The organism is Dactylosporangium sp. NPDC000521 (assembly GCF_042898305.1).
Classification (GTDB): Bacteria; Actinomycetota; Actinomycetes; order Mycobacteriales; family Micromonosporaceae; genus Dactylosporangium.
This window is the reverse complement of sequence record NZ_JBIAYW010000002.1, coordinates 311,139-324,914: the sequence shown is the minus strand read 5'-3', so window position 1 is coordinate 324,914 and position 13,776 is coordinate 311,139. Positions and strand designations below refer to the sequence as shown.

Below are 13,776 nucleotides of genomic sequence, written 5' to 3'. Positions count from 1 at the left end.
CGCTCACGAGGTGCGCTCCAGTCCGCGGCCGTCAAGCGACAGGCTGCGCTCGCCGACGACGCGGCCGTCGGCGAGGGAGACGACCCGGCTGGCGCAGCGGTCGGCCATGCGCTCGTCGTGGGTGACGAGCAGGAGGGTCTGGCCGATCTGGTTGAGGTCGAGCAGCAGGTCCATCACCTGCTCGCCGGCGTGGCTGTCGAGGGCGCCCGTGGGCTCGTCGGCGAGCAGGAGGGCCGGCCGGTTCATCAGGGCGCGGGCCACCGCCACCCGCTGCCGCTCGCCGCCGCTGAGCACGGCCGGGTAGGCATTGCGGCGGTCGGCGATGCCGAGCTCGTCGAACAGCTCCAGCGCGCGCCGCCGGGCCTGCCTCGCGGAGACCCCGGTGAGCTGGGCGGCGAGTGCCACGTTCTCCAGCGCGGGCAGGTCGTCGAGCAGGTTGAAGAACTGGAAGACCATGCCGATGCGCCGGCGGCGGAAGAGCGCGAGCCCGGTCTCGGTGAGCCTGCCCAGGTCCTCGTCGTGGACGGTGACGCTGCCGGCCGTCGGGCGGTCCAGCCCGGCGATCATGTTGAGCAGCGTGGACTTGCCGCAGCCGGACGGGCCCATGACGGCGACGGCCTCGCCCGCCCGGATCTCCAGCGACACCCCATCGAGCGCGGTCGTGTCGCCATACTCCTTGCGCACACCGTCGAGCCGCACCACGACCCGATCCCCCTCACCACTCATGCCAAGCAACGTAGAGCGGACACGGCCGCGGCGCGTCCTACCACGGGTCCACCCCGCCGCGCGGGGAGTCATACCGTGGACGTAGGTCACCTGACCGATGCGACACGAGCACGGTGTCTGCGAAGGTGGGCGGGTGTGGACCTCAGCGGCGACCTGGCTCGGCATCGCGTTGGCGTGCGCGTGCGCCGTCGCCGCGGTCCTGCTGACGGCCCTGATGAGGACCAGGAAGCGGCTCGCGGCGGCGCTCGGCGAGCGGGGGTGGCTGCTGGAGCGGGAGCGGGAGGCGGCGGCGCGGGCTGCGGTCGACGCGGAGCGGGCCAGGATCGCCAGAGAGCTGCACGACATCGTCAGCCACACGGTCAGCGTCATGGTCGTGCAGGCGTCCGCGGCCAGGGAGGTGCTCGACACGATGCCCAATGAGGCGGCGACCGCGCTGCGGGCCGTGGAGGACGCCGGCCGTGGCGCCCTGACCGAGCTGCGGCATCTGTTAGGCCTGCTCGCACCCGACGCCAACGGCCAGGACGGCGCCACGAGCCAGGCCGGCGCCACGAGCCAGGCCGGCATCGCGAGCCAGGCCGGCATCGCGAACCAGATCGGCGCCGTGAGCCAGGCCAGCACCACGAGCCAGGCCAGCACCACGAGCCAGGCCAGCACCACGAGCCAGGCCAGCACCACGAGCCGGGCTAGCGCCGTGAGCCAGAACGGCGCCGTGAGCCAGAACGGCGCCATGGGCAACGGCGGTGGCAACGGTCAGAACGGCATCGGAAGCCACGACCTGGAGCCGCAGCCGAGCCTGAGCCGGCTGTCGGCGCTGGTGGACCGGGTCGCGTTCGCCGGGCTGCCGGTCGAGGTCCGCATCTTGGGCGAGCCGCGGCGGTTGCCGGCCGGCGTGGACCTGACCGCGTACCGGATCGTGCAGGAAGCCCTGACGAACGCGCTGAAGTACGGCGACGGCGGCAAGGCGGAGGTGACGGTGCGGTACGCGGACCGTTCGCTGCGGGTGGAGGTCCTCAACACGGGCCCGAGCGTGCTGAAGGCGGGCCCCGCCGAGAAGCCGGCCAAGACCACCGGGCGCGGCCTCACCGGGCTGCGGGCCAGGGTCGCGGTGTACGGCGGCGACCTCGACGCCCGCAGGCGGCTGGGCGGCGGCTACCGCGTCCGGGCCCGCATCCCGCTGGACGCCCCGTGAGCGCCGGACCTCCGCGGGTGCTCGTGGTGGACGACCAGGAGCTGATCCGCACCGGCTTTCGCCTCATCCTGACCGCCCGGGGCATCGACGTCGTCGGGGAGGCCGCCGACGGGGCGGAGGCGGTGCAGGCCGCCGCGGCGCTGGAGCCGGATGTCGTACTGATGGACATCCGCATGCCCGGGATGGACGGGCTGGAGGCGACCCGGCGGATCCTGGAGCACCGGCCGGAGTGCCGCGTGCTGATGCTGACGACGTTCGACCTCGACCGGTACGTGTACGCCGCCCTGCGGATCGGCGCCAGCGGGTTCCTGCTCAAGGACGTGACCGCCGACCACCTCGCCAACGCGGTGCGGCTCGTCGGGACCGGGGACGCGCTGCTCGCACCGTCCATCACGCGGCGGCTGGTGGAGCGCTTCGCCAGCCAGGACGACGTCGTGCCGAAGACCGACACCACGATCACCGGGCTGACGCCGCGCGAGCGCGAGGTTCTCACGCTCATCGGGCGCGGCATGTCCAACGCCGAGCTGGCGGCGGCGCTGTTCCTCGCGGAGGCGACCGTCAAGACGCACGTGGCGAGGATCTTCACCAAGCTGGCGCTGCGCGACCGGGCGCAGGCGGTGGTCGTGGCGTACGAAAGCGGCCTGATCACACCGGGGGACCCGGACAACCAGACCACCTGAGAAGCCCACGAGAGCGGCCTAGCCACACCACGAGACCCGGACAACCAGACCACCTGAGAAGCCGGCAGGAGCGGCCTGACCACACCGGGAGGCCTGGACGACCAGCCGGGTGGTCGCCGCGTGAGGAGCCGGCGGCGACACCCGGAGCGGACGGATCAGGCCTGGGCGACCAGGCGGAACGACTGCGCCGCGCCGCCGGTGCACGACCACTGCTGCAGCAGTGCGCCGTCGGCGGTGGAGACGTCACGGACGTCGAGGCACTTGCCGCTGTTGCGGGCGGTGAAGCGGAAGTTCCCGCCGCCGAGCGACGCCGGCAGCCACTGCTGGTTGGTGGCGCCGCCGTACGACCACAGGTGCACCTGCGTGCCGTCGCCCGTGGAGCCGGTGCCGCCGCTGACGTCCCAGACCAGGCTCGGCGCGTAGCGGTTGACGACCTGGTAGTAGCCGTCGCTGGTGGGCCGGAACTGCCACTGCTGGTTGGTCGCGCCGGCCGCGCCGCACGCCCACTGCTGCAGTGCGGTGCCGTTGGCCGTGCCCCAGCCCGCGCCGTCGAGGCACTTGCCGCTGTTGGTGTTGATCACCTGGTACCACTTGGTGGGGTCGATCGAGGTCGCCGGCGGCTGCGAGGTCGGCGGCTGCGAAGTCGGCGTGACCGGGCCGCCGGGCCAGGTGAACGTGGCCATCGAGCCGGCGGGCAGGTTGTAGCCGAAGGACGCGCCGCCGTACGACACCTGGAAGTTCTGGGCGCCGCCGGAGTTCACCGCGACGAGCACGATGGAGCCGTCGGGGTTGCGGAAGGCGACGTTCTCGATGCCGCCCTGGCCGTAGTTGGTCGAGTCGATGCGGACCGCGCCGGGCTTGACGAACTTCGCCAGGTGGCCCAGCACGTAGTATTCGGCGTTGTACGTGACGCTCCCGCCGTTGACGGTGACGACGCCCATGCAGTTGGTGCAGCTGCCGATGACCGGGCCGTGCGACGGGTTGAGCGCCATGTTCCACATGGTCACGGTCTTCGCCCAGTTGCGGGTGGCGCCGATGGCGAGGTTGCGGCCCTGCCACAGCAGCGAGTCGGCGAACGTGTTGCCCGACTCGGTGCCGGAGCACTCGGTGAAGAAGATGTCCTTGTTCGGGTAGGCGCTGCGCACGGTGCTCTGCCCGCTGGGGTTGCCGCCGTAGCAGTGCCAGGCCGTGCCGGCGGTGTTGTTGCCGGTCGCGGCGAGGACCTGCTGCGGGAACGACGTGTTGTCCCAGTTGTGGTCCCAGGCGAGGATCTTCGTGCCGAGGCCGGCGGAGGACAGCTTCGGCGCGAGGTTGTTGATGATCGCGGCCTGCTGCGACGCCGACATCAGCATGCCGGGGTAGCCGGGCGGGGAGAACTGCGGCTCGTTCTGCACGCTGAGGTACTGCACGGGCACGCCCGCCGCCTGGTACGCCTGGACCGACTTCACCAGGTAGTCGGCGAAGGTGCCCTCGTAGCTGGTGCTCAGCGACCCGCCGACCAGGTTGTTGTTGGTCTTCATCCAGGCTGGCGCGCTCCACGGCACGACCATCGTGGACAGCTGCGGGTTGAGCGACCGGGCCTGGGTGAGCAGCGGGAGGATGTACGCCTGGTCGTGCGCGATCGAGAACCGCGACAGGCTCGGGTCGGCGCTGCCGTCGTCGTACGTGTAGAAGTTCAGCGAGAAGTCCGACGCGCCGAGCGGCTGGCGCAGGAAGCTCAGGCCGATCCCGCTGCTGGGGTTGAACAGCGCGGACATGATGCTGTTGCGGGCCGACGAGTTGTAGATGAGGTTGGCCGACGAGTCGGTGAACGACGCGCCGAAGCCGACCATCGACTGGTACGTCGTGTTCGGGTTGACGGTGATCGTCGAGCCGCTGCCCGCGGTGCCGAAGGCGACGTCCGCCTTCTTCGTGAGCTGGTTGGCGCGGTCCGGCGTGGTGAGCCAGACGCCGGCGTCGGTGGCGGCGAGGGCGGGCGACGCCTGGGTGACGACGAGGGCGGCGCCGGCGGCGAGCAGGGCGCCGGCGGCGCACGTGACCAGGAGGCGCTGTCGAGTGACCGGGCGGTCGGTCATGGCGGTTCCCTTCTGGGACGGGGGTGACGGGCGGCGAGGCTGGCGGGCCCCGCCGCCCCCGGTGGTGCGGTTCACGTCCGGCCGCGGCGCCGGATCACGCGACCGGCAGGCAACCGGTCCATGCAAGAACCGGCGGGCGGTGCCGGTCCCTGCAAGAAGCGGCAGGCAACCGGTCCCTGCACGAACCGGCAGGCAACCGGTCCCTGCACGAACCGGCAGGCAACCGGTCCCTGCACGAACCGGCAGGCAACCGGTCCGTGCACGAACCGGCAGGCAACCGGTCCGTGCACGAACCGGCGGGCGGTGCCGGTTCGTACGCGCGGCGTCCGGCCGTCTGCCGGATCGCGACGTCGCGGGGGTCAGGCGTACAGGCGGATGTCGGCGAGGCTCCACCAGCTGCCGCTGCTGCCCGTGTTCGTGACCCGCAGGTAGCGGGCTCGGGCCTGCACGTCCACATTGGTGAGCTGGCCGGTGCCCGTGCCGGAGGCGACGACGCGCCAGGAGGTGCCGTCGTCACTGACGGCGAGCTCCCACGAGCGGGCGTAGTCGCCGACGCTGCCGCCGCTGTCGATGGCGACCCGGCGGAAGCTGGTCCGGTTGCCGAGGTCGACCTGCAGGTACTGGCCCGGCTCCTGCGCCTGGCCGGCGGACCAGCGGGTCGAGGCGTCCTCGTCGACGGCCAGCTTCGCGTCAGCCGAGGCCGACGCGGGCAGCGACGTGGCGGTGGCGCCCTTCAGCGGCAGCAGCTTGAGGCCGTCGTCGAGCACCCGGCTCCGGGGCCAGGTGAACGTGGCGAGCGAGCCGCCGGGCAGCGTGTAGTCGAACGTGCGCCCGCCCGCGGCGACGGTGAACGTGCGCGGGTCGTCGTTCTCGTTGTGCACGACCAGCGCCGTGGAGCCGTCGGGGTTGCGGAACGCGACGTCCATGATCTGGCCGTTCCAGCCGGTGGTGCCGAACGAGGTGCTGGCGATCCGCACGGCGCCGGGCTTCACGAAGCGGGACAGGTGCCCGATCGTGTAGTACTCGGCGTTGGTGGTGAACGTGCCGTCCGGCTGGACGGTGATCAGGCCGGTGCACGTGTCGCAGCCGCCGAGGTGCGGGCCGTTGGCCGAGTCGAGCGCGATGTTCCAGTTGACCGCGGACTTCGCCCAGTTGCGGGTGGTGCCGATCGCGATGGTCCGGGCGTGCCACTTGAGCGTGTCGCGGAAGAACTGCGCCGGCGTGTCGTTCGCGCCGTGCGAGCCGGAGCACTCGGTGAACCAGATGCCCTTGGTCGGGAACGCGTCGTGCAGCGCGGTCTGCGCGGCCGGTTCGCCGTAGTAGCAGTGGTACGCGGTGCCGGCGAGCCACTTCGCGGCGGGGCTGCGCAGCAGCTGGTACGGGTAGTCCGTCTCGGGGTCCTGCCCCGGCGGGACGTTGACGACGTCGTTGGGGTGGGTGGCCCAGTTGTGGTCGTACCCGATGATCTTCGTCCGCGGGCTGAGGAGCCGCAGCAGCGGGCCGAGGATCTCGATGACCTTGGCCTCCTGCGCGACGCGCATGGCGGTCGTCGGGTAACCGTTCTGGCCGCCGTTCTGGGGCTCGTTCTGCACCGTGATGTAGTCGATCGGCACCCCGGCGGCGGTGTACGCGAGGACGAAGCGGGTCAGGTACGCGGCGTACACGGCGTAGATCTTCGGGTCGTCGATGAGCGAACCGCCGACGAGCGAATCATTGGCCTTCATCCAGGCCGGCGGGCTCCACGGCGTCGCCATGATCTTCAGCTGGGGGTTGAGCTGCTTCGCCCGGCGCAGCAGCGGCAGGATCTGCGCCTGGTCGCGGGCGATGCTGAACTTCGACAGCGTCCAGTCCTTCTGCCCGGCCGGCACGTCGTCGAGCGAGTAGTGGCTGCTCGCGGCGGTGAAGTCCGACGAGCCGATCGGCTGCCGCAGGAAGCTCACGCCGTCACCCGTGGCCGGGTCGAACAGGGCGCGCATGGCCTTGTCGCGTTCGGTGGCGCTCAGCCGGTACAGCACGGCGGCCGAGGAGTCTGTGATCGACGCCCCGAAGCCGTCCATGGTCTGGTACTCGCGGCTGGGGTCCACGGTGATGGTGACGTTCGGGTTGCCGGCCACCGGCTTCGTGAAGGCGATCGGGGCCCGCTCGTGCATGAGCTCCGTCTGGTCGACGGTCGTCACCCACACCCTCGCCGACGGAGCGGACTCACCGGCCTGCGCCTGCGTGAACCCTGCCAGTCCGACGGCGACGGCGGCACCGACCGCCACCAGCCGCAACACCTGTCGTGTCATCGCGTCTCTCCCGGGTGCTACCGATGTAACAAATGAAACATCAATGTAACGAAGCGGAGGACAGCACAGCATCGGCCCGCACCGATTGTCAAGGGCAGTTCAGGCGCTTGACGCGTTCGGCGCGGGCCGTGAGATCGGCAGGTTGGCTACCGGATGAAACGAATGGATGAAACAGAAGCGGCGCGGGACCGCTCAGCCGCGGCGCAGGAGGCGGCCGACGGCGGCCATCATCTCGGTGGCCATCTCCTCACCCTTGCCCTCCTCGGCGCCGTGCTGCATGCAGTGGCGGGCATGGTCGTCGAGCAGGCCGAGGGCGACCTTGTCGAGGGCCGCCTGGATGGCGCTGATCTGCGTCAGCACGTCGATGCAGTAGCGGTCCTCGTCGACCATCTTCTCCACACCGCGGACCTGGCCCTCGATGCGGCGCAGCCGGCCCTGGAGCTGGTCCTTCGTGGCGGTGTATCCGCGAGGCGTGGCGGTGGTCATGTCACCCATCCTAGCGCACACCCCCTGGGGGTATGCTAGGTTCGACAGGTACCCATGGGGGGTATCCGTATCCGTGCCGCTTCAGGAGGAGCCGACATGAACACCACGACCTACGCCGTCAAGGGGATGACCTGCGGGCACTGCGTGCAGGCGGTCAGCACCGAGGTCGGCAAGGTGCCCGGGGTCACGGACGTGCGGGTCGACCTGGAGGCCGGTGCCGTGACGGTGACCAGCGAGGGGCCCGCCGACGAGCAGGCCGTCCGCGCCGCCGTCGACGAGGCCGGCTACGAAGTCGTCGGGCTCAGGGCATGAGTCAGGGCATGAGCACGCCTGCACGGCTGGCCACGTTCGGCGCGGTCCTGGCGGTGGTGTTCGGGGCGGCGTTCGGCGTGGGGCGGCTGGTCGGGCCCGACGCCGTCGCCGAGCCGGCCGGGGACACGGCACATCCGGAGTCCGGTGGCGGTCCGAGCGCTGGGCACGGTGGCCATGGCGGACCGACCGCCACGCCGAGCGGCACCCGCCAGTCCGGCCCCGCTGCTCATGGCTACTCGTTGGCGGTCGACTCGTACATCGGCGGCATCAGCTTCAAGATCACTGAGGCCGGAGGTCCGGCGGTCACCGCATTCGAGACGGTGCACGAGAAGCCGTTGCACTTGATCGTGGTGCGCCGGGACCTCTCCGGGTTTCAGCACGTGCATCCGGTCATGGACGCGGACGGGACCTGGCGGGCGGCGCTGACGCTGCCTGACGGCGGGCCGTGGCGGGCGTACTTCGACTTCACCGAGACCGGCGCGGCGCCGACCGTCCTGACGGCGGATCTCGACGCGCCCGGGGCGCCGCACTCGGAGCCGCTGCCGGCGCCCGCCACCAGCACGGTCGTCGACGGGTACACGGTCCGCATCGACACCCACGACGGCGTCACGCTGCGGGTCGAGCGGGACGGGCGGCCGGTCACCGACCTGCAGCCGTATCTCGGGGCGTCCGGGCACCTCGTGGCGATCGCCGAGCGGGACCTCGCCTACCTGCACGTCCACCCTTCCGGCCCCGCGAGCGGCGGACCCGAGGTCAGGTTCGCGGTCGAGGGCGCCGCGTCGGGGACCCACCGGCTGTACTTCCAGTTCCAGCACGGCGGCGCGGTGCACACAGCGGAGTTCACCGTGACCGGGATCGGGGGCGGTCATGCCCACAACTGAGCTCACGATCGGCGGCATGACGTGCGCGGCGTGCGCGGCGCGGATCGAGAAGAAGCTGAACCGGCTCGACGGCGTGTCGGCGAGCGTCAACTACGCCACCGAGAAGGCGCGGGTCGACTTTCCGCCGACCCTGGTGGTGGCGGACCTGATCGCCACGGTCGAGCAGACCGGCTACACGGCCGCTGTACCTGCGGCGCCCTTGTCTTCGTCTTCGTCTTCGTCTTCGCATCCGGATTCGCCTTCGCCTTCGCCAGAAGCTGACCCGCTCGCCGAGGCCCGGCAGCGGCTGCTGGTCAGCGCGGTGCTCGCGGTGCCGGTGGTGCTGCTGGCGATGGTGCCGGCGTGGCAGTTCGAGTCGTGGCAGTGGGCGTCGCTGACGCTCGCGGCGCCGGTCGTCGTGTGGGGCGCCTGGCCGTTTCACCGGGCGGCGCTGCGCAACCTGCGGCACGGCGCGGCGACCATGGACACGCTCGTGTCGGTCGGCACCGCGGCGGCGTTCCTCTGGTCGCTCTACGCGCTGTTCCTCGGCGACGCGGGCATGCCCGGCATGCGGCACCCGTTCGAGTTCACGGTCTCCCGCTCGGCCGGTGCCGACGCGATCTACCTGGAGGTCGCCGCCGGGGTGACGGTGTTCATCCTGGCCGGCCGCTACTTCGAGGCACGCGCCAAGCGCCGGGCCGGGGCCGCACTGCGCGCGCTGCTCTCTCTCGGTGCCAAGGACGCCGCGGTACTGGCGGCCGACGGCACCGAGCACAGGGTGCCCGTCGACCAGCTGGCGGTCGGCGACGCGATCGTCGTCCGGCCCGGCGAGAAGGTCGCCGCCGACGGCGTGGTGCTCGACGGCACGTCCGCGGTCGACGTCAGCATGCTCACCGGCGAGCCGCTGCCCGTCGACCTCGGCCCGGGCGACCCGATCGTCGGCGGCTGTGTCAACACGTCCGGGCGGCTGGTCGTGCGGGTCAGCCGTACCGGCGCCGACACGCAACTGGCCCAGATGGCGCGGCTCGTCGAGGAGGCGCAGAGCGGCAAGGCCGACGTGCAGCGCCTCGCCGACCGGGTCGCCGGCGTGTTCGTGCCGATCGTGATCGGCCTCGCCGTCGGCACGCTCGGCTTCTGGCTCGGCACCGGCGGCTCGGCGACCTCGGCGTTCACCGCGGCGGTCGCGGTGCTGATCATCGCCTGCCCCTGCGCGCTCGGCCTGGCGACGCCGACGGCGCTGCTCGTCGGCACCGGGCGCGGCGCCCAGCTGGGCATCCTGATCCGCGGCCCGGAGGTCCTCGAGTCGACCCGTCGCGTCGACACCGTCCTGCTCGACAAGACCGGCACCGTCACCACCGGCCGCATGTCCGTCCTGTCGGTCCACGGCGACCCGTCCTCGCTGCGGCTCGCCGCCGCCGTCGAGCACGCCTCCGAGCACCCGATCGCGCGGGCCGTCGCGGCGGCGGTGCCGTCCTCGACCCGTCCGGCCGTCGCGTCGTTCTCCAGCCACGCCGGCCAAGGGGTCAGCGGCATCGTCGAGGACCGGACCGTCTGGGTCGGCCGCCCGTCGTTCCTGGCGGCACAGGGCCTGACACCGTTCTCCGGCGCCGCGCTTTCCACCGCGACGGACGGCCTCCCCTCCACCAGCGCGTCCTTCAACAGGGCGGACGGCGCGGCTTCCACCGCGGCGGTCGTCGCTCCCACCACGACGGTCGACGCGCGTCCCACCGCGACGGTCGACGCGCGTCCCACCGCGACGGTCGACGCGCCCCCCACCGCGACGGTCGACGCGCCCCCCACCGCGACGGTCGACGCGGCTCCCACCACGACGGTCGTCGCGGCTTCCGGCGGGACGGTCGTCGCGGCTTCCGGCGGAACGGTCGTCGGGGTTGGCTGGGACGGCGCCGTGCGGGGGTTGATCGAGGTCGGTGACACCGTCAAGCCGTCGTCGGCCGCTGCCGTGCGCCGGATCCGCGACCTCGGGCTCCGCCCCGTCCTCCTCACCGGGGACGCCGCCTCGGTGGCTCACGCGGTGGCCGCGGAGGTCGGCATCGACGAGGTGATCGCCGAGGTCCTGCCCGCCGGCAAGCTCGACGTCGTCCGCCGCCTCCAGTCCGAGGGCCGCGTCGTGGCGATGGTCGGCGACGGGATCAACGACGCGGCCGCCCTCGCCCAAGCCGACCTGGGCCTGTCGATGGGCACCGGCACCGACGCCGCGATCGAGGCCGGCGACCTCACCCTGGTCCGCGGCGACCTGACCGCCGTCCCCGACGCGATCCGCCTGGCCCGGCGCACCCTGGCCACCATCAAGGGCAACCTGTTCTGGGCGTTCGCCTACAACCTCGCCGCGATCCCCCTCGCCGCCGCGGGCCTGCTCAACCCGATGATCGCCGGCGGCGCCATGGCGCTGAGCTCGGCCTTCGTCGTCGCGAACAGCCTGCGCCTGCGCCGCTTCACCCCAGCACGCCCTCCGGCCTAGTCCGGCGACCAGCCCGTCCCGGGCGCCCCGCTCCACCGGGCGCCCGGGGATCGGCCGTAGCCATGGCCGTCGTGATGGCCGGAGATCTCTGCGGTTCGCGGTCCTGGTGGTTACTGTCCGCGTCCGGGTCCGCCGATCCATGCGGGATTTCGCCGTAGCAAGCCCGCACGGAGGGTGGGTTCCTCCCGCCCGGCCTGACCGTTCCCGCTGTCGTAGTTGCCCCTCGGAGCGATCGTGGTCGTGGCCTTCGATGATCGAAGTCGTCTGGTGGTCGTCCGGGCGGCCAGGGCTGTCCTTCGATCACGGTGATGGCGAGGGTGCTCGGCTGAGAGACAGGCGTTCGCCGTCCCGGCGGTGATGTCCGTGTGCGGAAGGAGCGTGCGTCTTCCGCCCAGACCTGGGGGCGGGCGCCAGGTGGCGTGGTCACCGTCCGTGCCGTGGTCGCGGTGATGTTCCCCCGACACCGTCCTCACATGATCCAGCGCCGTCGAGGCGTCATTCGGTGCTTCCACACCGTGGCTGGTTCTCACAACCCAGTGCACATCAGCTGACCGCCGACGCCGTACTCGCCGTCGTTGGCTTTACGAACCAGCGCAGCACCCTCCCCGCTGTCGTAGCCCTTCGGAGTGATCGTGGTCGTGGCCTTAGATGATCGAAGTCGTCTGGTGGTCGTGCGGACGGCCAGGGCTGTCCTTCGATCACGGTGATGGCGAGGGTGCTCGACTGAGAGGTCCGCGTTCGCTGTTCCGGTGGTGATGTGCGGAGGGAGGGTGCGTCTTCCGCACACGGGTCTGGGGGCCGGGCGCCAGGTGGCATGGTTGCCGTCCGGGCCGTGGTCGCGGTGATGTTCCCCCGCCTTCGACCTCACATGATTCAGCGCCGTCGAGGGCGTCATTCGGTGTTTCCACGCCGTTGTTGGTTTCCAGGACCAGTGCACATCCCGCTGACCGCCGGCGCCGTACTCGCCGTCGTTGGCCTCACGAACCAGCGCAGCACCCTCTCCGCCGTCGTGGTTCCCCCTCGGAGTGACCGTGGTCGTGGCCTTCGATGATCGAAGTCGTCTGGTGGTTGTCCGGACGACCAGGGCTGTCCTTCGATCACGGTGATGGCGAGGGTGCTCGGCTGAGAGACCGGCGTTCGCTGTCCTGGTGGTGATGTCCGTGTGCGGAGGGAGCGTGCGTCTTCCGCACGGACCTGGGGGCGGGCGCCAGGTGGCGTGGTCGCGGTGATGTTCCCCGGCCGCCGTCCTCACATGGTCCAGGCGTTGCCCGCGTTGCGGGTTGTGGGCGGCCGTGGGCTGAGGGTCATGATCGAAGGCTTGTGGTGGTCGTCCCGGGCGGCCAGGGTCGATTTTGAAGTTCCATGAGCCGCATGAGAGGGCCGGCACCGTGGTTCGGTGCCGGCCCTGTCCTACAGGTGGTTCAGCGGTGAGCTCAGCAGTGGCCGAGGTCTTCCCAGTTGGCGGTCCAGCCGGGTTCGGAGCCCTGCGTCCACCACTTGGCGCGCCACAGGTGCTTGCCCTGGCCTGAGGCGGGGCCGTTCGGGTCGCCGTACTTGCTCTTCTCGTGCTTCACGGTCTGGCCCGCGGTGTACACGGCGCCGATCGACCACTCGGGGGCGGCCGTGCAGCTGGTGGCCGGCGGGGTGGAGACCGACGGCGACGCCGACGGGGACTTCGACGGGGACGCCGAGGTCGTGGGCGTGGCCGAGCCGGTCGGCGTCACGCACGGGCCGGCCGAGTCGACCGTGTCGGTGAAGGCGTTGCCGGCCGAGCGGTACGCGCCCGCCTGGCTGGTCACCTGCGCCGGCGTGAGCACCTGGTTCTTGGCGAACAGGACCCAGTCGACCTGCTGGATGTAGGTCGACAGCCCGCCGGTGTGCGCCGCCGTGTCGATGAACCAGAGGTTCCAGTTGATGGTCATCGTCTGGCGGGGGTAGAACTTGCCGGAGTGGTCGCCCATCTGGACGCCGTCGATGTAGTAGATGACGTGGCCGTTGGCGACGGTCACGACCAGGTCGTGCCACCCGTCGAAGCTGCGCCGCTGCTCCGAGTGGACGTTGTCGGCGAACCAGGGCTCGTTGCGGTAGGTGTACCAGGTCGTCTGGTAGTTGATGGGGCCGGTCTCGCCCCAGCCGCCGTTCGGCAGGTACTCCGAGATGTCCAGCTCGCTGTAGGTGGGGTCCAGGTCACCGTTGAGCGGGCTGATGGTGAAGAACGTCTCGTTGATGTGGTCGCCGTCGTTGCCGCTGACGGGCGCGTCGGTGAAGCGGACCCGGCTCGCGTAGGTGCCTTCCAGGTAGCGCTTCTGCGACGAGTACAGCTCGGCCTGGTTGGTGCCGCCGCCGGTGCCGTCGGTGGAGGCCTGCAGCTGGAGCACCTTCTGCCCGCCGTTGGTGGGGAAGGTGATGCTGTTGGCCGACCAGGTGGCCCCGGGGACGCCGGGACCGCCGGCGTAGGTGCGCGGCACCCACCCGTGACTGGTCAGGGTGGGGTCGGACGACGAGCTGTAGTTGAAGTCGTCGAACAGGTAGCCACAGTTGTTCGCCGCGGCGGCGGCGGTGCCGACGGTGGCGGCGGTGACGGCCACGGCACCTCCCGCACCGAGCAGCGCGACGCCGGCCGCGACAGTGGCCAGAGATCGACGTTTGCCAATGGACATGGGCACAGTCCTCCTTGAGGG

10 protein-coding genes are annotated in these 13,776 nt (G+C 71.3%); 5 read left to right on the top strand and 5 right to left on the bottom strand.

The window, feature by feature from the left end; genetic code table 11:
• Nucleotides 1-3: 3 nt before the first annotated feature.
• On the bottom strand, nt 4-726 hold the full coding sequence (locus tag ACFY3L_RS07225) for an ABC transporter ATP-binding protein (RefSeq protein WP_389319612.1): 723 nt from the start codon (nt 724-726) through the stop codon (nt 4-6).
• A gap of 133 nt (nt 727-859) precedes the next feature.
• Between ACFY3L_RS07225 and ACFY3L_RS07220 the strand changes: the two genes are divergently transcribed.
• Both ACFY3L_RS07220 and ACFY3L_RS07215 read left to right on the top strand, forming a co-directional pair.
• The gene (locus ACFY3L_RS07220) at nt 860-1,915 is read left to right on the top strand and encodes a sensor histidine kinase (RefSeq protein ID WP_389319610.1); all 1,056 of its coding nucleotides are present in this window, start codon (nt 860-862) and stop codon (nt 1,913-1,915) included.
• Nucleotides 1,912-2,595 carry a response regulator gene (locus tag ACFY3L_RS07215; RefSeq protein ID WP_389319608.1) on the top strand — a complete coding sequence of 228 codons (684 nt, stop codon included), beginning with the start codon at nt 1,912-1,914 and terminating at the stop codon, nt 2,593-2,595. The genes ACFY3L_RS07220 and ACFY3L_RS07215 overlap by 4 nt, the downstream gene beginning before the upstream one ends.
• 155 nt (nt 2,596-2,750) lie before the next feature.
• Here ACFY3L_RS07215 and ACFY3L_RS07210 read toward each other — a convergent pair whose 3' ends face one another.
• The 3 genes from ACFY3L_RS07210 to ACFY3L_RS07200 form a co-directional block, all read right to left on the bottom strand.
• Entirely contained in the window at nt 2,751-4,670 is a 1,920-nt protein-coding gene (locus tag ACFY3L_RS07210) for an RICIN domain-containing protein (protein ID WP_389319606.1), read from the bottom strand.
• Between the two features lie 359 nt (nt 4,671-5,029).
• Nucleotides 5,030-6,958 carry a discoidin domain-containing protein gene (locus ACFY3L_RS07205; RefSeq protein ID WP_389319604.1) on the bottom strand — a complete coding sequence of 643 codons (1,929 nt, stop codon included), beginning with the start codon at nt 6,956-6,958 and terminating at the stop codon, nt 5,030-5,032.
• A gap of 192 nt (nt 6,959-7,150) precedes the next feature.
• Entirely contained in the window at nt 7,151-7,444 is a 294-nt protein-coding gene (locus ACFY3L_RS07200; RefSeq protein WP_389319602.1) for a metal-sensitive transcriptional regulator, read from the bottom strand.
• 96 nt (nt 7,445-7,540) lie between these two features.
• On the opposite strand from ACFY3L_RS07200, the gene ACFY3L_RS07195 reads away from it, so the two are divergent.
• From ACFY3L_RS07195 to ACFY3L_RS07185, 3 genes are read left to right on the top strand one after another with little or no spacing between them, the layout of a single operon-like run.
• The gene (locus ACFY3L_RS07195; protein ID WP_389319600.1) at nt 7,541-7,756 is read left to right on the top strand and encodes a heavy-metal-associated domain-containing protein; all 216 of its coding nucleotides are present in this window, start codon (nt 7,541-7,543) and stop codon (nt 7,754-7,756) included.
• Between the two features lie 8 nt (nt 7,757-7,764).
• Nucleotides 7,765-8,637, top strand: coding sequence for a hypothetical protein (locus ACFY3L_RS07190; RefSeq protein ID WP_389319599.1), 873 nt, complete (start codon nt 7,765-7,767; stop codon nt 8,635-8,637).
• On the top strand, nt 8,624-11,095 hold the full coding sequence (locus ACFY3L_RS07185; RefSeq protein WP_389319597.1) for an HAD-IC family P-type ATPase: 2,472 nt from the start codon (nt 8,624-8,626) through the stop codon (nt 11,093-11,095). The genes ACFY3L_RS07190 and ACFY3L_RS07185 overlap by 14 nt, the downstream gene beginning before the upstream one ends.
• 1,433 nt (nt 11,096-12,528) lie before the next feature.
• On the opposite strand, the gene ACFY3L_RS07180 is transcribed toward ACFY3L_RS07185, so the two are convergent.
• On the bottom strand, nt 12,529-13,755 hold the full coding sequence (locus ACFY3L_RS07180) for a glycosyl hydrolase (RefSeq protein WP_389319595.1): 1,227 nt from the start codon (nt 13,753-13,755) through the stop codon (nt 12,529-12,531).
• Nucleotides 13,756-13,776: the final 21 nt, after the last annotated feature.

Coding starts and splice junctions, on each gene's coding strand:
- ACFY3L_RS07225 (WP_389319612.1), bottom strand. CDS start 726: ATGAGTGGTGAGGGGGATCGGGTCGTGGTGCGGCTCGACGGTGTGCGC.
- ACFY3L_RS07210 (WP_389319606.1), bottom strand. CDS start 4,670: ATGACCGACCGCCCGGTCACTCGACAGCGCCTCCTGGTCACGTGCGCC.
- ACFY3L_RS07205 (WP_389319604.1), bottom strand. CDS start 6,958: ATGACACGACAGGTGTTGCGGCTGGTGGCGGTCGGTGCCGCCGTCGCC.
- ACFY3L_RS07200 (WP_389319602.1), bottom strand. CDS start 7,444: ATGACCACCGCCACGCCTCGCGGATACACCGCCACGAAGGACCAGCTC.
- ACFY3L_RS07195 (WP_389319600.1), top strand. CDS start 7,541: ATGAACACCACGACCTACGCCGTCAAGGGGATGACCTGCGGGCACTGC.
- ACFY3L_RS07190 (WP_389319599.1), top strand. CDS start 7,765: ATGAGCACGCCTGCACGGCTGGCCACGTTCGGCGCGGTCCTGGCGGTG.
- ACFY3L_RS07185 (WP_389319597.1), top strand. CDS start 8,624: ATGCCCACAACTGAGCTCACGATCGGCGGCATGACGTGCGCGGCGTGC.
- ACFY3L_RS07180 (WP_389319595.1), bottom strand. CDS start 13,755: ATGTCCATTGGCAAACGTCGATCTCTGGCCACTGTCGCGGCCGGCGTC.